This is a genomic window from Williamsia sp. DF01-3, assembly GCF_023051145.1.
Classification (GTDB): domain Bacteria; phylum Actinomycetota; class Actinomycetes; order Mycobacteriales; family Mycobacteriaceae; genus Williamsia.
Map to the genome: position 1 here is coordinate 1977667 of NZ_JALKFS010000005.1, position 23846 is coordinate 2001512.

Sequence of the window (23846 nt, forward strand, 5' to 3'; positions counted from 1 at the left end):
ACTAAGATGAAGCGAGTTCTTGGGCCGATTGAACAAGGGGTACCGATGGCAGATACCGATGGTCGCAGGGCTGTGACACTCGGGCGGTTGCTTCTGGCACTCGACGGAACGCTCGTCACGCTGGTGGAGGCGCCCGAGGGCCTCGACCGCCCGGTGACCGCAGCTTCCCTGCTCGACGCGGATGATTTGCACCTCGGAGTGGGACGCGGAGCCAGAGCAGCCGAGTTGGCCCTGCTCGTCGGTGTCGTGCCGGCGCAGGTGATGGCGTGGTTGGCGAGTCTCGGCAGCCACACTCCGACGGCCATCCTGCTGAAGGCGCCGGACGCGGACGTCACCCGGCGCGCGGTGTCCGCTGGGATTGCTGTGGTCGCGGTGGATTCGCATGCGCGGTGGGAACGGATCTACAACTTGATCGGGCGGGTCCTCGACCACGCTCGTGCCGAGTCCCCGGAATCGATGGCGAGCGGCACGGCGGGCGATTTGTTCGCTCTGGCGCAGGCGGTCGCAGATCGGACCGGCGGACTTGTCAGCATCGAGGATGCGGGCTCACATGTGTTGGCGTACAGCTCATCTGATGAACAAGCCGACGCCCTCCGCCGGTTGTCGATCCTCGGACGGGAGGGCCCACCGGAGATGCTCGACTGGCTTCGGCAGTGGGGCGTGTTCACTGCTCTCAGAGCGGGGCCGAACGTGGTGTCGGTGGCGGCCCGCGACGACCTCGGGCTGCGGCCGAGAATTGCCGTGGGCATCAGAACCCCCAGAGGCAGTGAGTATCTCGGAACTTTGTGGCTGCAGCAGGGAAAGGCCGAACTGTCGCCCGATTCCGGCGATGTGATCACCGGCGCCGCAGCCATCGCCGCTCGCATCATCTCCCGCTCCGCGGCGGTCCCGTCCGTGCATGCCGAACAGGTGCAGCGACTGCTGGGCTTGCGCGGTGACACCGTCGACATCCCTTATCTCGCCGACGCCCTGAGCATTCCGCGCTCAGGTCCCGCTACCGTCGTCGGTTTGGCACGTCGGTTTCCCGCACAGTTGCCGACGGATTCCGTTGCTGCCTATTTGCCGGCAGTCACGCTGCACGCCAGCGCTTTTCGTCCCGAATCGGTGACCGCCGCGGTCGGTGAGAGGGTGTACGTCATCTTGCCGGACACGGACGGCGGAGCATCGACGGTGCGCTGGGTACAGAGCACGGTGGCAGCGGCTGACCGCCGGTTCGCCATGCAGATCCGGGGAGTCATTGCCGATTCGCCCGCTGGTCTGGCGGCGGTGCCGGGCCTGCGGACCGAGATCGACCGGGTTTTGGACGCGGCATCGCGGGAAGGCGCGTTGATCGACGTGGTGACCACCGTTGCGGAGTCGCGCACCGGCGTCTTGCTCGGCGAGATCGTCGGACTGCTCGCCGACAACCCGGATCTCGTCGACCCGCGAGTGGGCCGATTGAGGGACTACGACCGCACCCACGGCTCCGACCTGGTGGCCAGCGTCCGCGCCTACCTGGATGCGTTCGGCGATGTGCGCACAGCTGCCGCCACCATGCACGTGCATCCGAACACGCTGCGATACCGGGTTCGGCGAGCCCAGGAGCTGACCGGACTCGACCTCGGCGACCAGGCGTCGCGGCTGGTGGTGTCGCTGGCCCTGCGGGTCTGACACCTGGAACGTCGCGCACGGGAAGTGCCCCCGGCAGGAATCGAACCTGCGACACCCGCTTTAGGAGAGCGGTGCTCTATCCACTGAGCTACGAGGGCGGACCCGACAAACTTACCAACTCAGTTGAGATAACCCTCGACCACATTCGGCGGACGGACTTCGGCGTCGTCAGGGTCTTTGCCCGCCCGGCGGAGGGCGTCGCGCTGGCGGAGCAGATCCCAGCACTGGTCGAGCTGAACCTCGATGTCGCTGAGCTGCGAACGCTCGTCGTCGGGGCTGATCTCTCCGTTGGAGACCTGGTCACGCAGTTCTTTTTCCTGCGCGATCAGGTCGGTGATCTGCGTATGCAAATTCTTGTCACTGGTCATTTCACGAATTCTAGGCGCGCGCGGGTTCGTGCACAGTTCGGCCCCGCCCATCGGACGAATCCTGGCGACTGGGACCGGTGGCATCCGTAATGTCACCAACCATGAGCCGAACCATTGTGCCCAGGGAACCCGCGATCGAAGCGCTCACCGCGGTGTGGGCGTCCGTGCACCGATTGGCCGACTCGTTGACCGACGAGCAGTGGGAGCACCCCTCGACGCTGCCGGGGTGGTCGGTGGGGGACATCGTGACCCACGTGTTCACCACGGAGTTGATGCTTCTCGGCGATCCGGAACCTGTGGTCGACGCCGATGTCAGCGCCTATCCGCACGTCCGCAACGACATCGCGGCAATGAACGAGCGGTGGTTGGTGCACTACCGCGCACAGGGGAGGGCCACCACGATGGCTGACTTCGCTGACGCCATCAAGCGCCGCAGCGCCGCCCTCGACGCGACAACCCAAGACGACTTCGACGCCGACTCATTCACACCGGCAGGGCCGGACACCTATGGCAGATTCATGCGCATCCGGATCTTCGACTGCTGGATGCATGAACTGGACGTGCGCGACACCCTCGGGCTGCCTGCGCCGGATGATGCAGTCAGTGCGCGGTTCGCCGCAGACGAGATCACCCAATCGCTGCCCTACCTCGTCGGAAAGAAGGCGGGGGCACCGACAGGCAGTCGGGTGCGCTTCGACATCACCGGTCTCACTCCCCGAACGGTGAACATCGCTGTCGACGGCCGAGCGGCGGTGGTGCCCGAGTTCGCCGAGGAGCCGACCCTGGTGCTGCGCCTCGACATCGCAGATCTCGCCCGTCTGATCGGTGGACGGACAAGTGCTGATCCGTCGGCCGTCGAGGTGACCGGCGATCCCGACCTCGCAGGTGCGGTGCTCGGCAACCTCGCATTCACGATCTGACTCGGAGATGACCATGATCAGGCGGATTCTCGCGGTTGTTCTCCCGATTCTCGTCGCCGTTGCCGTCCCTGCCGCGCCCGCTTCGGCGCAGGGTCCGGTGCTCGGTGACGACTTCCTGTGGGGTGTCGGTTCGGCAGGATTCCAGTCCGAGGGCAGCTCCCCGGACAGCAACTGGCTGCGTTACTCGAACAGCACACGGGTCCACGATCGCGTCGGCACCTCTGTCGACTTCCGCCACAGATACGCCGAGGACATCGAGAACGCGAGGTCGATGGGTGTCGAGGTGTACCGGATCAGCATCGAGTGGGCGAGGATCCAGCCTTCACCGGGGGTGTGGGACCAACAGGAACTCGCCTACTACGACGACGTGATCCATCACATCCTGCGTGCAGGGATGCGCCCGATGATCACCCTCGACCATTGGGTGTATCCGGGCTGGGCTGCTGATCGTGGTGGCTGGAACAACCCGACGATGGCTGCGGACTGGCTCGCGAACGCCCGTGCGGTGGTCGACCGCTACGCCGCATACGATCCGATCTGGATCACCATCAACGAACCGATGGTCTACACCTTTCTTCGTGAGGTGAACTTCGGTGGTCTTGCGCCTGACAACGTTCCGCTGATGCTGAACCAACTCGTACACGTGCACCGCACCATCTACGACTACATCCACGCTCGCCAGCCAGGCGCTTGGGTGTCGTCGAACTCGGCCTATCTGCCGACCGTGCAGCCGGCCCTCGATGCACTCTTCCTCGACCGAATCGCCGACAAGCAGGACTTCGTGGGCATCGACTACTACTACTCCGTGGCCGCAACGGATGTGAATACCTACAACGCCGCCACCGAGGAGTACTGGAAGGCATCCACGTCGGCGGATGGGCTCTACTACGCGCTGCGGTATTACGCGCGAAAGTTCCCTGGCACGCCGCTTTACATCGTGGAGAACGGTATGCCCACCAAGGACGGCGAACCGAGGCCTGACGGATACAAGCGTGAAGACCAGCTCCGCGACGCCGCGTACTGGATCTCCCGCGCCAAGTCCGACGGTATGAACGTGGTCGGCTACAACTACTGGTCCATCACTGACAACTACGAATGGGGCAGTTACGCTTCACGATTCGGTCTCTACCGCGTCGATGTTAAGTCCGACCCGTCACTGGCCCGGCAGCCGACCGAAGCGGTGGCCGCCTACCGCGACATCATCTCCAGTGCAGGCGTTCGGTCAGATTATCGACCCACCCGGCCGGCCCAGTTCTGCTCACTGGTGGATGCTCCAACGAGCTGCAGTCAGCCGGTACGGTGAACTCGCCGGACGAGAAGTCCGCACGATCGTCCCGAAGATTCTCCTCAGCGGAACGTTCGGCTTCTGCCGTTCCGAAGATCGCAACGGCAACCGCGCCGAGTGTGGCGAACGTGAAGCCCGCCAGCGCAAGCCATTCGAGCCCCGGCACCGTCGAGTCACCGAGCCACATGACGCCGACGATGGCCGGTGCCGCGGTTTCACCGACAACCAGTGCCGCGGTCGACCCGTTGACCGCCCCGAGCTGCAGCGCCACCGTGTGCAAGTAGAAACCTGCGGCTCCGGCAATGGCGATAACCCAGGCCGCCGGGTCGGCGAGCATGGTGGACATCGAGAACGGTGAGACGCCGTCGAGCACCCTGACGCCGATCGCGACCGCACCGAACAGCAAACCTGCTGCGGCCCCGGCCGCCACCGATCCGCCGCGTCCCATGCGCCGCACACCGAACAGCGACAAGCCGACAACCAGCAGGGTGGCCAGCAACAGTGCCCAATGCAGCGACCTCGACGTCTCGTACGACGTGTGCGGTTCTGACGCGGCCCCGAGCAGCAGCAGCGAACCCATCACGGTGCCCATGGCTGCCCAGTCGCGGCCATGGAGTTTGATTCCCAGCAACCGGGTGCCCAAGAGGGCGGTTACCACGAGGTTCCCGGCGACGATGGTCTGCGACAGGAACAGTGGCAGAGCGCGAGCGGCTCCGGCACCGGCGATGAAACCCAAGACGTCGAACAACGCACCGACGATGAACACACCGGTGAGCGCGGTGGCGACGGTCGACTGCAACGTGGGCGAGCCCGCTGCGGTGGACATCCGGTGGTCATCGGCGTTTTCACGTGCCGCCTGGCGCGCACCAAGCGCCTGCATCACCGACGACAGTCCGTAACCGACCGCGGCCAGCAACGCCAACGTGATTCCGACAATCACAACCCACACCTACTTCCAACACTCGACCCGGTGCAACAACAAAGGATGCTCAGGTAATTCCCAGGTTCGCCACTGAATTAAATGACCACCCTGCGAGAACTGACCGTGGTGAGCCCGAAAACTCATCGTTGGTGGAGGCTTTCGGTGAGCTGTCGGGAACCGCCTACTGTGTTCGCATGACCCGAACTGTGCTGATCACCGGTGCTTCCAGCGGCATCGGTGCCGAAGTAGCTCGTCAATTGGTGTCTCGTGGACTGACCGTGCTGGGTACCAGCCGTCACCCCGAGTCTGTGACCGATCCCATCCCCGGCGTCCGCTATCTCGAGCTCGACCAGAACGATCCGGACAGCATTGCCCGATGCGCCGAGCAGGCCGGTGCGGTGGACATCTTGATCAACAACGCAGGCGAGAGCCAGATGGGGCCGCTCGAGGACACCCCGATGGAGGTGATCGAGAAGCTGTTCGCCACCAACGTCTTCGGTCCGATCGCCTTGACCAAGGCGGTTCTGCCCGGGATGCGTCAGCGTGGTCGCGGCACCGTGGTGATGGTGGGTTCGATGCTGGCGAGTTTTCCGCTGCCCTTCCGGTCGACCTACGTGGCCACCAAATGCGCCATCAAAGGTTTCGCCGACGCGACCCGTCGCGAACTCGCGCCCTTCGGCGTCGCCATCTGCACCGTGGAGCCCGGCACCATCGCCACCGGCATCGGCGACCGCCGGGGCTACTTCATCGCCGACGACTCCGCCTACCGACGCGAGTACGACATCGTCGCTGCGGCCACCCGCCGCAATGAGGATGCCGGTCTCGACGTTGTCGAGATGGCCGAGGTCGTGATCGAGGCGGCGCTCAGTCCGGATCCAAAACCTCTGTACGCCAAGGGTAATCGGGCGCCGATCGTATTCGCGCTTCGTCGTGTGCTGCCGCGCCGGGCCATCCTCGACATCACGAGCAGATTCCACAACCTGCCCAAGGCGCGGCCGTGACCGGACGGACGCTTCTGGTCATCGGTATCGGCCCCGGCGATCCGCGGCAGGTCACCATCGAGGCCATCGACGCGATGAAGTCGGTGGAGGTGTTCTTCGTCCTGGACAAGGCTCCAGAGCGGGGAGTCGAGGTGAAACAGTCGCTGGTGGGACTGCGTCAGGAGATCTGCGAGCGATATCTCGAGGGCGGGTACCGGTTTGTCGAGGTGCCCGACCCGCCGCGCGATCGCAATCCCGCCGACTACGCCGCCGAGGTCCGCAGATGGCACGACGCCAGGGCCGACCTCATCGAGCAGGCTCTGATCGACGAACTGCCAGAAGGAGGGGTGGGGGCGATCCTGGTGTGGGGTGACCCCGCCCTGTACGACAGCACCCTGAGGATCGTCGACACCATCATCGGTCGTGGCCACATCGGCCTCGACCATCGCGTCATACCAGGGATCTCCAGTGTCTCGGCACTGACCGCGGCCCATCGGATCCTGCTGAACCGGATCGGTGAACCCATCCACATCACCACCGGGCGCAAGCTGGCCGACACCCCGGGGGAGGTGGCCGCCAATCAGGTGGTGATGCTCGATGCCGACTGCGCTTTCCTCGACACCGCAGATGCGCTCGACCACATCTGGTGGGGTGCCTACCTCGGAACCGAGCACGAGATCCTGATCGACGGGACCGTCGGCGAGGTGGGGGAGGAGATCCGCGACGTCCGCACGGCCGCACGCGAGCGGCACGGCTGGATCATGGACATCTATCTGCTCCGCAAACCCCGATGATGGTGGGTTCCGGCGAGGTCGACCTGCGGGTTTGCTCGCCCGAACCCACCAATTCCGGGGAGCTGGGTCAGAGGATCTCGTCGAGGGCAGCGAGGATGGGGTCGCGTAGTTCGGTGCGGCAGATGATGAAGTCGGGCATGAACGGGCTGGGCCGGTTGTATTCGAGTTCCGAACCGTCGACGCGGCTGCAGTGCAGACCCGCAGCACGGGCGACCCCGACCGGCGCGCAGTTGTCCCACTCGTATTGACCACCGGCGTGAACGTAGGCGTCCGCATCACCGCGCACCACGGCCATCGCCTTGGCGCCTGCAGACCCGATCGGCATCATCTGCAAACCGAGGCGCCGGGAGACGTGATCGGCCTCGTACGACGACCAACCGCGTGAGGCCACCATCCGGCCGGTGAGTTCACCCTCGACCACGGGCACGGTGTCGGTGGCGAACACCTGACCGATCGCAGGCAGCGACACCGCGCAATCGGTGGGCTGACCACCCATCGTCAGAGCAATGTGCACCGCCCAGTCGTTGCGCCCGGAAGCGAACTCGCGGGTGCCGTCGAGCGGGTCGATGATCCAGACCCGGTCGGCGCGCAGACGGCCGGCGGAGTCGCGCGCCTCCTCGGACAGGACTGCGTCGGCGGGGCGGTGTTCGGCCAGCACCGCGGCGATCCAGGTCTGCGCCATCGCATCGCCGACGTCGCCGAGCAGTCGCCCCTGCAGCAGGTGTTCGTGGCGGATGTCGACGAGAATCTTCCCGGCGCCTTCGGCCAGTAGTCGGGCCAACTCGGCGTCCGACGCCGAACCAGTAGAGCGCATCTGGTTACTAGAGCACACTGTCTACATGCCTGAGTTACCTGAGGTGCAGGCCATCGCCGATTACGTTGATGGCCGTGCCGCCGGATTGCCCATCCGACGAGTCGACGTGGCGTCGCTGGCAGTGCTCAAAACGGCCGACCCGCCGTACACGGCGCTCACCGGCCGCATCGTGGAGTCGGTGGGACGAGTAGGAAAATACCTGGTCATCACCACCGCTGCGACCGACCCCGGCGATGTGGACCCCAGGTTGCACCTGATCATCCACCTGTCCCGCGCCGGATGGCTGCGATGGTCGGACAACCTCTCACCCGCCCCGCCGCGCCCCGGGGGAAAAGGGCCGATCGCACTCCGGGTGCACTGCGGTCTGCCCGGTGAGGGCTTCGACGTCACCGAGGCGGGCACACAGAAACGTCTAGCAGTCTGGTTGGTGCGCGACCTGGACGAGGTCGAACGGATCAAGACACTCGGTCCGGATGCGCTCGCTCTCAGCCGTGACGAACTCGCCGCCCTGCTCGGCAAGACGAGTGCGCGCATCAAGACGGTGATCACCGACCAGCGCACCATCAGCGGTATCGGCAACGCCTACAGCGACGAGATCCTCCACACGGCCAAGCTGTCGCCGTTCGCGACCGCAAAGGGGTTGTCGGCTACCCAGATCGACGAGCTCTACGCCGTGATCCACGAAGTGCTCGAAGGTGCCATCGGCCGTCTCGAGGGGCAAGAGGTCGCGCGGCTCAAAGGCGAGAAGCGGTCCGGGTTGCGAGTGCATGCGCGAACAGGTCTGCCGTGTCCGGTGTGTGGTGACACTGTGCGAGAGGTGTCCTTCACCGACCGCTCCTTTCAGTACTGCCCCACGTGCCAAACCGGCGGCAAGGTGCTGGCCGATCGCCGGATGTCACGACTGCTCAAGTGACCACATCCGACAGATCGGCCCGTGTCCACCGCCGTGAGAACGGGACGGACCCACTGCCATCCGGCCTGCGGCTCAACGAGATCCAGTTCATGGCGACGCACAACTCCAGTCATCAGCTGATGCCGCCGGACGAACGGTTCACCTGGTTGATGGGATCGAACCTCGACTCCTACCGATATGAACACCTGCCGTTGGACCGTCAGCTCGGCGAGCAGGCGGTACGGGGCCTCGAGCTGGATCTGTATCCCGACCCACAGGGCGGCTTGTACCGCCATCCGCTGGCCAGGCGGTGGCGTCGCCGTGGTCCACGCCCCGAGAGTCTGTGGGATGAGCCTGGTTTCAAGGTGATGCACGGTCCCGACGCCGACTACCGCACCAGTTGCCCGACGCTGACCGGCGCCCTGCAGACCATCAGTGCATGGTCCACGTCGAACCCCGGTCATGTCCCCATCGTTGTTCAACTCGAACTGAAAGGGTCGTGGCCGTGGGCACGGCTGACCGGTGGCGCCCGGGTACCCCGCTGGACGACAACGGTTCTCGACGACCTCGACCGGGAGATCCGGGCTGTGTTCGCCGACCATCGGATCATCACTCCGGACCGGGTGCGCGGTGACGCCGAGACGCTGGAACATGCCGTGCTCACAAGCGGCTGGCCACGTCTCGACGATGTCCGGGGGCACGTGATGTTCTTCCTCGACTACGGCGACAACACCTACGTCCGGGACAACTATCGAGCGGGCCGACCCAACCTGGAGGGGCGGGTGGCATTCACCACTCCGCCTCCTGCCGAGCCGGATTCGGCGTTCATCATGGTGAATGATCCACGAGGCGCGAACGGTGCTCACATCACCGACCTCGTGCGCCGCGGATACCTGGTGCGCACCCGCTCCGACGACCCGGTCTCGACTGCGAAGGCGAACCAGCACAATCGGGTGGCTGCCGCACTGGACTCGGGCGCGCACATGGTCAGCACCGACTTCCCGCAACCCGGTCTGGCTTTTCGCTGGGGTGATGGCGAGTTCAGAGCGCAGCTTCCCGGTGGTGCGCCGGTTCGGGTCAACCCGTCCGTCGTCACCGGCGTAGGGCGGGGCCAGGTAAGTTCACGGCCATGACACGCAACAAGATCCTGATCACGGGCGCCAGTTCGGGATTGGGCGAGGGAATGGCCAAAGCCTATGCCGCGCAGGGTCGTGACCTGGCGTTGTGCGCCCGCCGTATCGACCGCCTCGAAGACCTGCAGACCGAGCTCTCCGGGCGGGGCGGCCGTGTTGCGGTGGCCCAACTGGACGTGACAGACACCGCATCGGTGCCCATCGCGTTCCGGCGGTTGCGCGACGACCTCGGCGGGCTCGACCGTGTCATCGTCAACGCAGGCCTGGGTAAAGGCGCCCCACTGGGCACCGGCAAGGCCCACGCCAACATCGAGACCGTACAGACCAACCTGATCGGCGCGCTGGCACAGATCGAGGCCGCGATGGAGATCTTCCGGGCGCAGGATGCGGGCCACCTCGTCCTGATCAGTTCGATGAGTGCGGTCCGAGGTCTGCCCAAGGCGCAAGCCGCGTACTCGGCATCGAAGGCGGGTCTGTCGGCTCTGGGTGAGGGATTACAGGCCGAGCTCGCGGGTTCGCCGATCAAGGTCAGTGTGATCTTGCCCGGTACATCTCCACGGACATCAATGCGGGGGTGAAGACCAAGCTGATGGCCGACAGAGACAGCGGCGTGCAGGCTTTGGTCGCCGCGATCGAGTCGGAACGCGCTCGTGCCGTGGTGCCGCGGTGGCCGTGGACCGGGATCGATCTGGCGCTGCGTCATCTCCCGGCCGGGATCACCCGCAGGTTGCTCTGACACGTTTATGCTCGCCGCAGGCAGTGGCCTGTGGAACACAATCGGGGTCGGAGGTCGGCTAGGTGCGCGTTCTGGTGGTGGAGGACGACGTCCGCGCGGCAGAGACAGTTCGCCGGATGCTGGTCAGTGACGGGTGGAGTGTGGTGATCGCCCGCGACGGGGCCGACGGCCTGTGGCAGGCGACCGAGAACGAGTTCGACGTCATGGTGCTCGACATCATGCTGCCGGAGATGAACGGCTACCAGGTGATCAAAGCACTGCGTGCGCGGGAGATCTGGACGCCGGTGCTCATGCTGTCCGCCAAGGATGGTGAATACGACCAGGCAGAGGCGTTGGATTACGGCGCCGACGACTACCTGGTGAAGCCATTTTCCGTGGTGGTTCTCAAGGCGCGTCTGCGTGCTCTGCTGCGCCGCGGAGGCAAGGAGCGACCGGCCGTTCTCTCCGCCGGAACCCTGCGGCTCGATCCCTCCGACCACGGGGTGACCCGTGACGGCGAGCCGATCAAACTCACACCGCGCGAATACTCGGTGCTCGAGTTCCTGATGCGCAACAAGGGTCGTGTTGTCACGAAAACGCAGATCATGCAAGCGATCTGGGACGACAACTACGGCGGGGACGTGAACATCGTCGAGGTGTACGTGCGTTACCTCCGCAAGCGCATCGACGTCCCTTTCGGACTGGAATCAATCCGCACTGTGCGCGGATCCGGATACTGCCTGTCCGACGACCAGTGACGGCTCGGGGCTGCCGGCGGCGGCCTTGCCGGTTTCGGCCGCAATGGTGGTCTCGGTCCGGATCGTGATGCTGAAGGTGGCCCCGCCGCCCGGCGTGTCCGACACGGCGATGAATCCGCCGTGCGCCCGCGCGATCTCGGCCGCGATGGGCAGACCCAGCCCCGATCCGCCGGAGTGCCGGCCGCGATCATCGCCGTGGCGGTAGAAGCGATCGAAGATCTTGGCGCGAGCGTCCGCCGGTACACCGGGGCCGTCGTCGGCCACCTCGATCGTGGCGGTGCCCGCCTCGACGTCCTCGCTCATCGACAGCGTGATCGTGGTGTTCGCGTGGTGAGAAGCGTTGTCGGTCACGTTGCGGACCGCGCGGGTCAATTTCTCCGAATCGCCGATCACCCGGATGGGCGTCACCTCCGCGACCACTGTTGCCAACCCGAGTGAGCGCAGCCGTTGAGCCTCGGCGCCGACGATGTCGTCGAGGTCGACCTCGTCGACGATCAACGGGATACCGCGCTCATCCGCACGTGCCAGGAGCAGTAGATCTGCGACCATGGTCTTCATTCGCAAGGCTTCGGGAAGCAGGATCGTGCGAACGGTGTCGACGTCCACGGCGGAGTCGGTGTCATCGGCGAGGTCGAGGATGCCCACCAATGTGGTGAGCGGCGAGCGCAATTCGTGGGAGGCGTCGCCCACGAACTGCAGCTGACTGTCCCGGCTCTGCTCGAGCCGTTCGAGCATCGTGTTCATGGTGGAAGCCAGCCGGGTCACCTGATCGTCGGTGGTGGGCACCGGAACCCGCCGGCTCAGATCCGAACTCGTGATGGCCTCGACCTGCTCGGTGATGCGGGTGACCGGCCGAAGCGCGCGGCCGACGAAGTAGTACACCGCCGCACCCGCGATCAGGATGATCAGTGGGAACTCGATCGCGAGAATCACTGCGGTGCCGCGCAACCCGGACAGGTAGGGCTGCTTCGAGACCGCGGTGATCACGTTGTAGTCGACACCTTGCCACCGGGCGCCGGTCACCTGTCCGCAGTACGTCCCGGATCGGCCGGGAACCTCGACGTCGAAACGCTCGGTCTTCCACCATCCAGGGGAGACGGGGTAGATGGGATCTTCGTCGGAGTCGGGCGAGCTGAACACCACGACGCCGTTCGCGTTCACCACCTGGATGATGTCCACGCCCGTGGTGGGGGCGAGCAACCGGGGTGCGATGTTGCCGATGCCACCTTCGTCGATCTGGCGGGCTATCTCGTACGACCGTGAACCCGTCGACTCGTACATCGTGCGGTCCTGGTGGCGGTGCAACATGTACAGCATCAGGGCGCCACCGGTCATCAGCGCAAGCGCAACGATGATGGTCGCGACGACGGTGGAGCGCATACGCACTCCCTGATCGCGGCGGAACATCGCACGGACACCGCGTATCCTGTCGGCTGACACCTGTACCGAACTCCTTGCTGAGGGCTGCCTCGATGGTAGGTGGGCCGTTCATCGCAGGCCAACGGGAGCTTTCAGCGGATCTTCAGGCGAACACCCCACACGCGTGGGCGGATGGCACGGAGCTCGGTCGCGACGGTCGATCAGCTGGTCGGAACGGCCGAACCGGAGGGGGCCACGGGGGATCCGTCCGACCACACCACGGGTGCGGACTTGTAGTCGAATGGTTCCTCTCCGGTGTCGGCCCAGTAGATCACCCTGCTCAGCTGTGTGCCCGGATCGGCTAGCGCCACAAGGCACGTGGCGAACGACTGACCCTTGGTCAACGTCTGTGGCCGTTCGGCCGCCTGGCATTTGGCGAACCCGTCCGGCGGTGTGAGGGTGAGTGCCGGCGTGACCCCGTCCGCGCTGCCCGCGAACCCCGCCGTCGACATCGTGTTGCGCTGACGGTCGACGGCTTGGGTGATGGTGAGGCGCACGTAGAAGGGTGTGCCGCCCTGAGTGAACGACTCCGGCAGATCACCGTCGGCTCCGGGCTCGATGCCGGTGACCGTGAACCCGGCCAACTGCTGCTCGGGGCGAAACGCATCGGCCGGTAGAACCGCTGTCTGCGACCACTGCAGCGAGTCGCCGGGTTCGGTCCGCTTCGGAGGTCCGGCAGGCAGGGTGACGTCGGCGGAGACCGGCACGGTGACGCTCGGACTCGCGGGCGCCGGATCTTTCGCGTCACCACTGCTCGAACAACCGGCCAGGGCGATGGCGACTGCGCTGAGGGCTGCAATGACCACAGTGGAACGCACACTCATGCGGTGATCGTAAGTGCTGGACGCCGGTGACGGGCGACGTAGGGTGAGCGGTATGGGTAAACGAAAGGGCGAGGTCTACGGGCGCGGCGCATTCCAGCTCTACGGCAGCGAACGCCAAGTTCGCATGAGTGATCTGCTCTGCGATGTCTTCGGTCGCGACGACATCACCTGCTACGCGGGCGATTGGCGGGGCATCCTCTACTTCACCCTCGACGAGGAACCGGACGTGGCCCCCGATCAGGTCTTCGGCTTCGACCCGTCGACCGGCGACAGCGGCGAACTCGCAACGCTTCCCGAGCTGATGGCGTCCATCGACCGCGGCGACATCACCGAAGCCGTTGACGGCGAAGCTTTCTCGGCGTGGCTCGCCGAGACGGGACACCGCGAGATACCGATGGGAACCTGCGCGCCGACAGTGGAACTCGAGTTCATCGGCGGGTCTGCCGACGAACGGGTGACCGAACCCCGTGACGTGGTCACCCACGTGGCGCTGGCCGCCGTCATCATGGGTCGTCTGGAAGCCCTCGACGTGCAACCAGGCGACCCCATTCCTGACGAGCTGTTCGATCAGGCCCGCTGGGAGTGACGGCTAGGAGCCCGGAGCCCCGCCGGCGCTGACGAGTGCCGACGGGCCCAGCTCCCGGCCATTGGGGTACGGCAGACGAATGTCGTTCGCCTCGTACGCTTCCAAGATCTGCTTGCGGACGCGACGCTGCAGTGACCACTGCGCGTTCGGTCGGGTCTTGATGAGCACTCGCAAGGTAACCATGTCCGCCGAGATCTCTTGCACACCGAGCATTTCGGGTGCGCCGAGTACGTCCCGGGCGGTGGATTCGTCGGCCACTGCCTCGTGCGCGGCGTCGAGTGTGACCTGTTCGGCGCGTTCGAGATCGACGTTGTGGGCAATGGGCACCTCGACCCGGGCCACGGCGTAGTCCTGGCTCATGTTGCCGACCCGGACGATCTCGCCGTTGCGGACGTACCAGAGGGTTCCATCGATGTCCCGGACGGTGGTGACACGCAACCCCACGGTTTCCACCTCGCCGATGGCTTCACCGAGGTCGACGATGTCGCCGACTCCGTACTGATCTTCGAGCAGCATGAAGACGCCCGAGACGAAATCCCGGACCAGGTTCTGGGCACCGAAACCGATGGCCAGACCGACAAGTCCGGCGGAGGCGAGAAACGGTGCGATGTTCACCTGCACCACGCTCAAGCAGGTGAGCACCACCCACACCAGGATGAGGATCGAGGCTGTGGATTTGAGTACCGAGCCGATTGTCTCGGCCCGTTGTTGTCGCCGCTCGATCACCTGGGGATCACGCAGCGCCTTGGGGGTTCGTTCGCGCAGGTGGCGCACGATCGCGGGCTTCTGGTGTGCATCACCGTCACCGGTGGCCCGTGGCCGCCGGGTGGCGCGGTCGATCACTCGGTGTGCCACATACCTGACGGCCAGGCCGGCCAGGACATAGATCACAATCCGGATGGGGTTCTCGATCAGCCAAAGTCGGTTGGTATCAGTCCATTCGAACGCCGAGTGGACCTCGGAGGCGGAAAAACTCATTGGTCCGACGGTACGTACTTGTGGTCGTGGGTCAACCCGCAGCGCCGGGTTCGATTCTTTCAACCTGATGGTTGACTCGCGGGGCAACAGCGATCTATCGTGGTTTAAACCGAAGGGTTGAAAGCTGAGGAAGGGGGCGCGTGGTGGATGAGCTATCGCGGATCTTCGCCGCGCTTGCGGATCCGACAAGGCGCGACATGGTGACCAGGCTCTCGGCCGGTGATTCGACGGTGAATGAGCTCGCCGACCCTTACCCGATTTCGCTTCAGGCGGTCTACAAGCACCTCAAGGTCCTGGAAAACGCCGGAGTGGTGACACGGCCGCCAGGGCCCCAGCCCCGGCCCGTTCGACTGGAAGCGGAGGTCTTCGACCTGATGGACCACTGGATCGAGCGGTACCGGCGGCGCGCCGAGGAGCGATACCGCCGTCTGGACGCGGTCCTTGCGCATGTGAACGACACCGAATCAAGCAACGACGAGCAGAAGGGAAACACGGCATGAGCACCACCACCGAAGCGGAGATCGAGGCGGATCCGAACGTGCCGATCATTCGTATCACCCGCGAGTTCGCGGGCACCCCCGAACAGCTGTTGCGGGCGCACACCGATCCCGAGCTGTTCGCGCAGTGGATCGGACCCAGTGCCCTGGACACCCGCATCGACAAATGGGACGCGCGCTCTGGCGGCAGCTGGCGGTTCGTATCCACCCGCGACGGAGAGGAATACGCTTTTCGCGGCTGCTTCCACGACATCCGGCCGGACCGCATCGTGCAGACATTCACGTATGAAGGTGACCCCGATGGGGTGGCCCTGGAAACCTTGTGGTTCGACGACCTCGGGGACGGACGTACCCGGCTGCGCACACAATCGCTGGTGGACAGTTTCGAGGGCCGGGACGCCTGGCTTCGGAGCGGTATGGAGGTCGGGGTCAACGAGGGATACGCCAAACTCGAGGAGATGCTGACCAGTGACGCTGTCTGATCAACCAGCCGAACGGCACCGTGAGGTCTGCCGGATCTTCAGCGATCGCGTCCGGGGCACACAGTCCTGGGACGTGCCGTCACCGGTCGCCGACTGGACTGCCCGAGATGCGGTCCGCCATCTGACGGAGTGGTTCCCACCGTTCCTCGCCGGTGGCAGCGGTGTACGGCTGCCGTCCGGGCCGAGCGTCGACGACGACCCGGTCGGGGCGTGGCTCACCCAGTGTGACGCCGTGCAGGCGGTGCTCGACGACCCGGCGACCGAGGACTCGGTCCTGAGCAATCCGCACATCGGGGACGTACCGCTCGGTCGCGCGATCGACCAGTTCTACACCGCCGACGTGTTCATGCACACCTGGGACATCGCCCGTGCCACCGGCCAGGATGACCGGTTGGACCCGGCCTTCTGTGCCGCACTGCTGGCCGGAATGGAGCCGGCAGAAGAGATGATTCGGTCGTCGGGGCAATACGGCGCCCGCGTGCCGGTGCCCGGCGACGCCGATGCGCAGACGAGACTGCTGGGTTTCATCGGCCGGAACCCGGACTGGACGCCGCTCTGACCTCGACTACCAGTAGGTCGCTGTCAGATCCCATCGGGCAAGGGTCTGGTCGATCAGAAGGCGCAGATCCTCGCTGCGCGCGACTGCCGGATCGGGCGTAGCGACACAGAACGTGAGGCAGTCGCCCGTGGTGGCGGCCCATCCGGCAACCGATGTCCGGGTGCGCCCGCATTGCCGCCCGGTGAGTCCGCCGTGAACCGACCGTGCGGCGATGGCACGGCCGCGATGACCGGCAAGCATCGTCAACATGCCGTCGAGCGCACCGAGGTTGGACGCCAGACCATCTCGTGACCCTGGGTCGGGAATCAGCCTGTGGGCGGCCCGATGACCGATCACCTGCACCAGTTCTTCGGGCATTCCTGCCGGCGGACCGATGCCCACGCCCGTCCCTGCGGCTCGAAACGCAAGGCGCGCTCGGGTGCGCAGACGGGCCAGGTCTCTGCACTCGTCGATCGTGGACACCGACACCGTCGCCGCCGTCAGTGAATTCCCGGCAGCACCACCCAGTGAGATCGGAATGATCAACTCGACAGGGCCCGAACCCCGGACCTGCAACACCAGTTCGGCTATCAGCGCCGTGAACAACGTGTTGGCGGTACCGCCGTGGGCATCTGCCACCTCGCGCCAGGAGCGGAGATCGATCGAGAAGATGGCTGTCGGTTCACGCCAGGTGGGAGCACCTTCGGCTTTCGCGGGCATCGGCTCTGATCGAGTTGCCGCCGCGAGCAATTCGGCTCGCCGGCGCGAGTCGATCGTCGCTTTCCACAGGCTCCGGGCGACACCCCCGAGGACCGTCCGCAGCTGTCTTGCCGCATCGCGCATGTCGTCGAACACGGTGGGCAGATCGTTGGCCTGATCGTCGGGAGGCGCTGCACCCGAGGCGATCTGCACGGCGCGCACCAGAGACAGGGCATCGGCGACCACGTGTGAACAGAGCAGCGACACCACGCTGCCGCCCTCGGAAAGTCTGGCCACCGACAGTTCCCACACCGGGCCGGTGTCGATGTTCAGGGTGGTGTCGCCCCGAGAGTCGGCCCACTCCGTGATCCCACCGGGAGCCAGGGGTTCGGTCTCCGAGTGGATCGGGGCAAGATCTGCACCGTGGACAAAGCTGCTCCGCGCCGGCCACACCCGCCCGCGCACCACGCGTCGAGTCAGCGGGCCGGCGGCCAGTGCCTGGTACATCGGCTCGAGATCCGCGGGGGTCAGGACGGTGTCGAAGCGCCACAGTCCCTGCATCGAGGTGGGGATGCCCATCCCGTGGTGGGTTCGCCAGAAGATGTCATCGGCCACCCCGAGCCGATCGATGCGCCGGGGTGCGCCGATGTGGCGCCCCTGTGCTCTCACGCGGTGCGGCCCCGGTGGGTCCGGTACCAGCGGGCCAGCGAGTCGGTGGACGAATCATCCTGCGGTGCAGGGGATTCGTCATCGGTGATGATCTTGAGCAGTTCTTTCGCCTGCGTCTTGCCGAGTTCGACGCCCCACTGATCGAAGCTGTTGATACCCCAGATCGCACCTTCGACGAACACCTGATGCTCGTACAGGGCGATCAACTGACCGACCACCGACGGAGTCAGCTTCGGGGCCAGGATGGAGGTGGAAGGCCGATTGCCCGGCATGACCTTGTGCGCCACCACATGCGGGTCGACGCCTTCGGCGGCGACCTCGTCGGCGGTCTTGCCGAACGCGAGAACCTTTGTCTGGGCGAAGAAGTTGCTCATCAACAGGTCGTGCATGCTGCCGGTGCCATCAGCTGTCGGCAGATCGTCGGTGGGCTCGGCGAAACCGATGAAGTCTGCCGGCACCATCCTGGTGCCCTGATGGAGCAGTTGGTAGAACGCGTGCTGCCCGTTGGTTCCTGGCTCACCCCAGAAGATCTCGCCGGTGTCCGTGGTGACGTGGTGTCCGTGGGTGTCGACCGATTTGCCGTTCGACTCCATGGTGAGCTGCTGCAGATACGCGGCGAATCGGGAGAGATCGTTCGAATAGGGCAGCACCACACGGGCTCCGGCGTCCCAGAAGTTCGAATACCAGAGGCCGATCAGGCCCAGGATGACCGGCGCGTTCTGGTGCAGCGGCGCAGTGCGGAAATGCCGATCGACCACATTGAAACCCGCGAGGAAATCGGCGAAGGACTCCTTGCCAATCGCCGCCATCACCGACAGCCCGATCGCGGAGTCCACCGAGTAGCGCCCACCGACCCAATCCCAGAAGCCGAACATGTTCGCCGTGTCGATGCCGAACTCGGACACCTTCTCGGCGTTGGTGCTCACGGCAACAAAGTGTTTGGCGACGGCCTCGGGTCCGGCACCCAGCTTCTCGAGCAGCCAGGTACGCGCCGCCGCCGCGTTGGTCAGCGTTTCCAGCGTGGTGAAGGTCTTGGAGGCGATCACGAAGAGGGTGGTCTCCGGATCGAGATCGGCAAGCGTGGCAACCAGGTCGGCGGGATCGACGTTCGACACGAACCGACAGCGGATCGCGGTGTCGACGTAGTGACGCAACGCCTGGTACACCATCACCGGCCCGAGATCGGAGCCACCGATGCCGATGTTCACCACGGTCTCGATCGGTTTACCGGTGTGTCCCTTCCACTCACCGGAACGCAGCTTGTCGGTGAACTCACCCATGGCGTCGAGCACCTCGTGGACGTCGTGCACCACGTCCTGGCCGTCCACCTTGAGCGTGGCGTCGCGCGGCAACCGCAGTGCTGTGTGCAGAACAGCACGGTCTTCGGAGGTGTTGATGTGCTCGCCCCAGAACATGGCGTCGCGCTTCTCTTCCAATCCGACCTCACGGGCGAGGTCGAGCAGCAGATCGAGGGTCTCGCGCAGGACGCGATGCTTGGAGTAGTCGATGTGGAGGTCGCCGACGTCGATGGTCAGCTCGGCACCGCGCTTGGGGTCCACCGCGAAGACCTCCCGCAGGTGCATCGCGTACACGTGCGACTGGTGGGCCGACAGCTGCTGCCAGGCATGTGACCCGGTCAGGTCGAACTCGCGGGCGGACTCGCTCGGGACGCTACTCATTTGTCGACAGACCCCTTCGTCGGTTACGAACTGCACATCTGCACTGAGGATGACCTCGACCGTCAGCCTATCCAGATCGAGCGCTCGGCTCGCGGCGAGCGGTCGAACTGTTCGCGATACGTCGGCGAACTCTCCGGTGGTTCGGTCGCCGAATACGATGGGCCCATGTCGTGCTGCACCCCACGGTCTGAAGGAACGCCGGAGTTGGCGGCGACCTCCGTCGAGGGTCGGGGCACGCACCGGGTTTCCCAGGCGAGCATTCCGGCCGGGACATTCACCATGGGTGATTCGACGGGCGACGGGTTTGCCGCTGACGGGGAGTCGCCGCTGCACGACGTCGCGGTCAGTGCATTCGACATCGACGCCGTCACGGTGAGCAACAACGACTTCGCGGAGTTCGTGACAACCACCGACTACACCACGGTGGCCGAGCGACAGGGATCCTCGGCCGTCTTCCATTCACTGGTGGCCGAGGGCAGCGATGTGGTGGGCCGGTCTCCGACCGCGCCGTGGTGGCTCGCGGTCGCCGGTGCGGACTGGGCGCACCCGTTCGGCCCTACGTCCGATCTGGAAGGCCTCGACGACCATCCCGTCGTGCACATCAGTTGGCATGATGCACAGGCATATTGCGAGTGGTCCGGGCGCAGGCTACCCACCGAGGCCCAGTGGGAGTACGCAGCGCGAGGCGGGATCGCGGGCGCCCGCTACCCGTGGGGAGATGAGTTGCTGGCGGCCGATGGGACCTGGCAATGCAACATCTGGCAGGGCGAGTTCCCCTCGAACAACACCGGGGATGACGGATTCGTCGGTACGGCGCCGGTGACAGCATTCGAGCCCAACGGTTTCGGGTTGTGGCAGACGGCCGGCAATGTCTGGGAGTGGTGCGAGGACCGATTCGATCCCCGGTACTACCGCAGTGGCGATGTGGTCGACCCCGTCGGTCCCCAGCGGGGGCGCGCGCGTGTGCTGCGCGGGGGGTCCTATCTCTGTCACGACTCGTACTGCAATCGCTACCGGAACTCGGCGCGGTCGCACAACACCCCGGAATCGTCGATGGGCAACGCCGGATTCCGCACCGTCGCCGGATAGCCGGCTCACGGGCGTAGGCCGGCATCGATCAGGCCGCGGCCACCGGATGTCCGCCGATCGGTCGCGCAGCTGCGGTTCCGTCGTCATCGCTGCGGATCGCTGCGGCATGGTCACGAAGCCATGGCGAGGGGTCGGTGGGCTCCCGTAGAACGTAGAGCCCTGCGGCGTGGGCCATTGCCGCGCTGCCGGCGACGATCGTCATCTGTCCGGCGGCGCCACTTCTGTGACCGACTCTGGCCGTTGCTTGTCCGGCACAGAGCGGGATGCGCACGCCGTCGATGTCGACGGTCCAGGGTTCGTCGGTGCCCTGTCCGCCCGATGGTGCCTCGCCTGCCGTGGCCGCGACAGCGCCGACCCGGATGAGGACACCGCAGCCCAGCTCCCGGGCGAGTACCTCGGCGGCATGATCGGCCAGGAAAGCCCGGCCGGTCGCCATCAGGTCGAGCCTCAGGCCGGCAGGAATTGTTGTCGCCGCGCCGCCGATGTTTACCCGATGCCATGGCGGGACGGGTGAAACCGTCGCCGGTCCCAGAACCGCTTGCGTGGCGCCGTCGGTGAGGTCGTCGTAGAACAGCGCTTCGATGATGACCTGATCGAGCAGCGACGAGACCATCACCGGTTCTCCGTCGGCCAGGTCGAGCGCGATGATCTCAGCGTTTCCGAACCCGCGGTTGATCGTCTCGTCGAGTCGCCGAGCGAGCGACCGAGTGTGCCGCATGGCGCGGTCGAGACAGTTGGGGTCGGTGACCGACACCGCTATATCGGTGTCGAGACCGAAGAGGGTTGCGGAGGCAATCATCGTCGTACCTGCTCTGGTCGGTGTGGCGCTGGTGAAGACAATTTTGCGCGCCGAACCTGGTAAGCGGCTGTGAGCCGACGATGAGCAACCTGACGATCATGGGGACGTCTGAGCTGTGCAAACGACGAGGCCGGGTCACCTCACTGCTGAAGTGACCCGGCCGGCGTGATGGCGGTCAGGCCGCGATCACCACGTCGTAGAAACCGTCGTAGTCGGTGTCGGAGGCGTACTCGTCGACATAGCCGTCGTAGTTGTAGTCGTACTCGGCCTCATCGGCCCAGCCGTCGGCGTTGGTGTCCCACTCCTGGACGTCGACGTAACCGTCGCCGTTCGTGTCGGTGACGATGGTGTCGACGATGCCGTTGTAGTCGGTGTCGAAGTACTGGCTTTCCATGGCGGTCTCTTTTCTCGGGGAGTGAATCTTCCGGTGCTGCAGCTCGTTTGCTGCATTCGGAGATAAGAGACGGGGCCGTGGTCGATTGTTCCCGGCAGGTGCCGGGAACCTCGTCAGTGACTGTGTTGGGTGTGCCGGGGTGGGACGTTGCGGAGCTCGCGCTCTTCGGCCCGGGTGCGACGCGACGGCAGCGAGCGGTCGGCGTGGTCGACGTCGACCTTGTCGAGCTGGCGCTGGTAGCGGGTCATGAAGTCGTGTGCGATCGAGTTCCCGTCGGTCTCCGACGGGAGGTTGTCACCGGTTTCGGTGCGCCACCTGGCCAACCGCCCGGACAGGTCGGCCACGACATCGGACAATCCCGGATCGTCGATCAGGTTGTTCAGCTCGAGAGGGTCGGTGGTCAGGTCGTACAGTTCCCTCGGCGCGCGGGGCAGGTCCTGCGACCCGTCGAGAGCCCGTGCCGACGGGCTGTCGCGGATGTCGAGCGGGAGGCTCAGCGCAGGGCGACTCGCATAGTTCTCGATGTAGGAGAACCGGTCGGTGCGAACGGCCCGTATCGGGTCGAAATTGTCGTGGTAGGTCTTCTCGGTGAACACCTCGGTCCGTACCGAGGCGACCTCACCCGCAGCGATCGGGGTGGCGTGAGAGAACCCCTCGACGGCCTCGGGAACGTCGACACCGACGAGTTCGAGCACGGTCGGCGTGAGATCGACACCGCTGAAGAGATCGTCATACACGAACGGCTCGATGCCCCGAGCCGACGGCGGCCGGATGATCAGCGCAACGCCGGTGCCCTCGGAATACAGGGTGGATTTCGCCCGCGGGAACGCCAGTCCGTGGTCGGTGATGAACACGATCCAGGTGGTGCGGTCGAGCCCCAATTCGGCCACCGTGTCGAGAAGCCGGCCCACCGCCGCATCCGCCTTGGTGATCGAGCCGTGCAGGCCCGCAAGATCTTCGCGCACCGGCCGCGCATCCGGCAGGAAATCGGGGACCACGATGCTCTTGGGGTCGGCGTGCTTGTACTCGTCGGGCGGGTAGGGCCGGTGGGTCTCGAAGAAACCGGCCGTCAGCAGGAACGGAGTCGACGCACGTTCGGGGTCGCCGGCGAGGTCACGTAACCATTCCTGAGACTGCGCCACCACGTAGTCGCATTCGGAATCGGAGACGTCGAGTTCGTCGAAGCCGAGCCGGGTGGGGTCGCTCGATTCGTGCTGCATCCCGAACAGCGCTGTGCGCCAACCGTTGTCGCCCAGCACCTGTGGGAGGGTCTGCACGTCGTCGTGATACTCGAAACCATGGTGCGCCAACCCGGCGAGGCCATTGGAATGTGGGTACCGGCCGGTGAACAAGGAGCCCCGGGCAGGGGAGCACAGCGGCGCGGTGGAATGAGCGTTGGTGAACCGGATACCGTCTTCGGCCAGTGCGTCCATCGTCGGGCTCTCGACACCCTCGGCCCCGTAGCAGGCGAGATGGCGACCGAGGTCATGCCAATGGATCAACAGAACGTTCTCAGGCATATTCATCCCACCATGTGCGTGCGCGTTTGGATCAAGTCGCCAATCCTGCAAGCAACCCGAAGGCCGGGCCACACTTTTGATCGGCGTGGGTAAAACTCCGCCACCCGGGTGACGGGCAGGGTAGGGCTATCGGCCGAGCGGTCCCCGGCCCAGCCGGAGCAGCATCATCGCCAGCGTGTGACCCTCTTGGCCCAGCTCGCTGAAGCGTTCGAGCACCTTCATCTCGCGGCTGTGCACCAGTCGGGTGCCGCCGGAGGCCATCCGGGCCTGGCCGATACGCTTGGACACCGCGGTACGCCGCTTGATGGCGGCCAGGATGATGGCGTCGACACGATCGATCTCGGCGCGCAGGTCGTCGATGCTCTCCGGAAGGTCGCCCACGTCAGAGCCCAAATCGAAGCCGGACAAATCGATCGGCTGGTCAGCAGTCACGCAGCCAAGT

General features: G+C 65.4%; 25 protein-coding genes, 1 tRNA gene and 1 pseudogene. 14 read left to right on the forward strand and 13 right to left on the reverse strand.

Annotation, left to right across the window (positions count from 1 at the left end; all coding sequences use genetic code 11):
* Window positions 1–45 precede the first annotated feature (45 nt).
* On the forward strand, window positions 46–1650 hold the full coding sequence (locus MVA47_RS11410) for a CdaR family transcriptional regulator (protein ID WP_247208001.1): 1605 nt from the start codon (window positions 46–48) through the stop codon (window positions 1648–1650).
* Window positions 1651–1675: 25 nt separating this feature from the next.
* On the opposite strand, the gene MVA47_RS11415 is transcribed toward MVA47_RS11410, so the two are convergent.
* Window positions 1676–1748: transfer RNA gene (locus MVA47_RS11415), tRNA-Arg, on the reverse strand.
* 21 nt (window positions 1749–1769) lie between these two features.
* Entirely contained in the window at window positions 1770–2018 is a 249-nt protein-coding gene (locus tag MVA47_RS11420) for a DUF2630 family protein (RefSeq protein ID WP_030170350.1), read from the reverse strand.
* A gap of 101 nt (window positions 2019–2119) precedes the next feature.
* On the opposite strand from MVA47_RS11420, the gene MVA47_RS11425 reads away from it, so the two are divergent.
* Both MVA47_RS11425 and MVA47_RS11430 read left to right on the forward strand, forming a co-directional pair.
* A complete protein-coding gene (locus tag MVA47_RS11425) occupies window positions 2120–2938 on the forward strand; it encodes a maleylpyruvate isomerase family mycothiol-dependent enzyme (RefSeq protein WP_247208002.1) in 819 nt (272 codons plus the stop codon).
* A 7-nt stretch (window positions 2939–2945) separates the two neighbouring features.
* Complete coding sequence (locus MVA47_RS11430; RefSeq protein WP_247208003.1) at window positions 2946–4241, forward strand: family 1 glycosylhydrolase; 1296 nt, start codon at window positions 2946–2948, stop codon at window positions 4239–4241.
* Here MVA47_RS11430 and MVA47_RS11435 read toward each other — a convergent pair.
* Window positions 4138–5163, reverse strand: a complete 1026-nt coding sequence (locus MVA47_RS11435; protein ID WP_247208004.1) for a hypothetical protein — start codon at window positions 5161–5163, stop codon at window positions 4138–4140. The genes MVA47_RS11430 and MVA47_RS11435 overlap by 104 nt on opposite strands.
* Window positions 5164–5339: 176 nt before the next feature.
* Here MVA47_RS11435 and MVA47_RS11440 point away from each other — a divergent pair, with 176 nt between their 5' ends.
* On the forward strand, window positions 5340–6146 hold the full coding sequence (locus tag MVA47_RS11440) for an SDR family oxidoreductase (RefSeq protein ID WP_247208005.1): 807 nt from the start codon (window positions 5340–5342) through the stop codon (window positions 6144–6146).
* A complete protein-coding gene (cobF, locus tag MVA47_RS11445) occupies window positions 6143–6919 on the forward strand; it encodes a precorrin-6A synthase (deacetylating) (RefSeq protein WP_247208006.1) in 777 nt (258 codons plus the stop codon). Before MVA47_RS11440 ends, cobF begins: the two co-directional genes overlap by 4 nt.
* Window positions 6920–6986: 67 nt before the next feature.
* On the opposite strand, the gene MVA47_RS11450 is transcribed toward cobF, so the two are convergent.
* Entirely contained in the window at window positions 6987–7733 is a 747-nt protein-coding gene (locus MVA47_RS11450; protein ID WP_247208007.1) for a 3'(2'),5'-bisphosphate nucleotidase CysQ, read from the reverse strand.
* A gap of 25 nt (window positions 7734–7758) precedes the next feature.
* Here MVA47_RS11450 and MVA47_RS11455 point away from each other — a divergent pair, with 25 nt between their 5' ends.
* The 4 genes and pseudogenes from MVA47_RS11455 to MVA47_RS11470 all read left to right on the forward strand — a co-directional run bounded on the left by MVA47_RS11455 (window position 7759) and on the right by MVA47_RS11470 (window position 11231).
* Complete coding sequence (locus tag MVA47_RS11455; protein WP_116915967.1) at window positions 7759–8646, forward strand: DNA-formamidopyrimidine glycosylase family protein; 888 nt, start codon at window positions 7759–7761, stop codon at window positions 8644–8646.
* Window positions 8643–9758 (forward strand): Ca2+-dependent phosphoinositide-specific phospholipase C, encoded by a 1116-nt coding sequence (locus MVA47_RS11460; protein ID WP_247208008.1) that lies wholly within the window; start codon window positions 8643–8645, stop codon window positions 9756–9758. Before MVA47_RS11455 ends, MVA47_RS11460 begins: the two co-directional genes overlap by 4 nt.
* Window positions 9755–10494, forward strand: a pseudogene (locus tag MVA47_RS11465) (SDR family oxidoreductase). The gene MVA47_RS11460 and the pseudogene MVA47_RS11465 overlap by 4 nt, the downstream one beginning before the upstream one ends.
* A gap of 62 nt (window positions 10495–10556) precedes the next feature.
* Window positions 10557–11231, forward strand: a complete 675-nt coding sequence (locus MVA47_RS11470) for a response regulator transcription factor (protein ID WP_247208009.1) — start codon at window positions 10557–10559, stop codon at window positions 11229–11231.
* Here the strand turns inward: MVA47_RS11470 and MVA47_RS11475 are convergent.
* On the reverse strand, window positions 11181–12611 hold the full coding sequence (locus tag MVA47_RS11475) for a HAMP domain-containing sensor histidine kinase (RefSeq protein WP_247208010.1): 1431 nt from the start codon (window positions 12609–12611) through the stop codon (window positions 11181–11183). The genes MVA47_RS11470 and MVA47_RS11475 overlap by 51 nt on opposite strands.
* 200 nt (window positions 12612–12811) lie before the next feature.
* Window positions 12812–13474 carry a hypothetical protein gene (locus MVA47_RS11480; RefSeq protein WP_247208011.1) on the reverse strand — a complete coding sequence of 221 codons (663 nt, stop codon included), beginning with the start codon at window positions 13472–13474 and terminating at the stop codon, window positions 12812–12814.
* Between the two features lie 52 nt (window positions 13475–13526).
* Between MVA47_RS11480 and MVA47_RS11485 the strand changes: the two genes are divergently transcribed.
* Entirely contained in the window at window positions 13527–14060 is a 534-nt protein-coding gene (locus MVA47_RS11485; protein ID WP_023962647.1) for a hypothetical protein, read from the forward strand.
* 3 nt (window positions 14061–14063) lie between these two features.
* On the opposite strand, the gene MVA47_RS11490 is transcribed toward MVA47_RS11485, so the two are convergent.
* Window positions 14064–15038 (reverse strand): mechanosensitive ion channel family protein, encoded by a 975-nt coding sequence (locus tag MVA47_RS11490; RefSeq protein WP_247208012.1) that lies wholly within the window; start codon window positions 15036–15038, stop codon window positions 14064–14066.
* Between the two features lie 140 nt (window positions 15039–15178).
* Between MVA47_RS11490 and MVA47_RS11495 the strand changes: the two genes are divergently transcribed.
* From MVA47_RS11495 to MVA47_RS11505, 3 genes are read left to right on the forward strand one after another with little or no spacing between them, the layout of a single operon-like run.
* Window positions 15179–15538 carry a metalloregulator ArsR/SmtB family transcription factor gene (locus tag MVA47_RS11495; RefSeq protein WP_247208013.1) on the forward strand — a complete coding sequence of 120 codons (360 nt, stop codon included), beginning with the start codon at window positions 15179–15181 and terminating at the stop codon, window positions 15536–15538.
* Complete coding sequence (locus MVA47_RS11500) at window positions 15535–16017, forward strand: SRPBCC family protein (RefSeq protein WP_247208014.1); 483 nt, start codon at window positions 15535–15537, stop codon at window positions 16015–16017. Before MVA47_RS11495 ends, MVA47_RS11500 begins: the two co-directional genes overlap by 4 nt.
* A complete protein-coding gene (locus MVA47_RS11505) occupies window positions 16004–16576 on the forward strand; it encodes a TIGR03086 family metal-binding protein (RefSeq protein WP_247208015.1) in 573 nt (190 codons plus the stop codon). The genes MVA47_RS11500 and MVA47_RS11505 overlap by 14 nt, the downstream gene beginning before the upstream one ends.
* Before the next feature lie 6 nt (window positions 16577–16582).
* On the opposite strand, the gene MVA47_RS11510 is transcribed toward MVA47_RS11505, so the two are convergent.
* A complete protein-coding gene (locus MVA47_RS11510) occupies window positions 16583–17923 on the reverse strand; it encodes a hypothetical protein (protein WP_247208016.1) in 1341 nt (446 codons plus the stop codon).
* Window positions 17920–19602, reverse strand: a complete 1683-nt coding sequence (gene pgi / locus MVA47_RS11515) for a glucose-6-phosphate isomerase (protein WP_247208018.1) — start codon at window positions 19600–19602, stop codon at window positions 17920–17922. Before pgi ends, MVA47_RS11510 begins: the two co-directional genes overlap by 4 nt.
* On the opposite strand from pgi, the gene MVA47_RS11520 reads away from it, so the two are divergent.
* Entirely contained in the window at window positions 19603–20691 is a 1089-nt protein-coding gene (locus MVA47_RS11520) for a formylglycine-generating enzyme family protein (RefSeq protein ID WP_247208019.1), read from the forward strand.
* A gap of 28 nt (window positions 20692–20719) precedes the next feature.
* On the opposite strand, the gene MVA47_RS11525 is transcribed toward MVA47_RS11520, so the two are convergent.
* From MVA47_RS11525 to MVA47_RS11540, 4 genes are all read right to left on the reverse strand, one after another.
* Window positions 20720–21490 carry an FAD:protein FMN transferase gene (locus MVA47_RS11525; RefSeq protein ID WP_247208021.1) on the reverse strand — a complete coding sequence of 257 codons (771 nt, stop codon included), beginning with the start codon at window positions 21488–21490 and terminating at the stop codon, window positions 20720–20722.
* Window positions 21491–21665: 175 nt separating this feature from the next.
* Complete coding sequence (locus MVA47_RS11530) at window positions 21666–21884, reverse strand: hypothetical protein (protein WP_023962665.1); 219 nt, start codon at window positions 21882–21884, stop codon at window positions 21666–21668.
* 113 nt (window positions 21885–21997) lie between these two features.
* Entirely contained in the window at window positions 21998–23404 is a 1407-nt protein-coding gene (locus MVA47_RS11535; protein WP_247208022.1) for a sulfatase, read from the reverse strand.
* Window positions 23405–23530: 126 nt separating this feature from the next.
* On the reverse strand, window positions 23531–23836 hold the full coding sequence (locus MVA47_RS11540; RefSeq protein WP_023962670.1) for a chorismate mutase: 306 nt from the start codon (window positions 23834–23836) through the stop codon (window positions 23531–23533).
* Window positions 23837–23846: the final 10 nt, after the last annotated feature.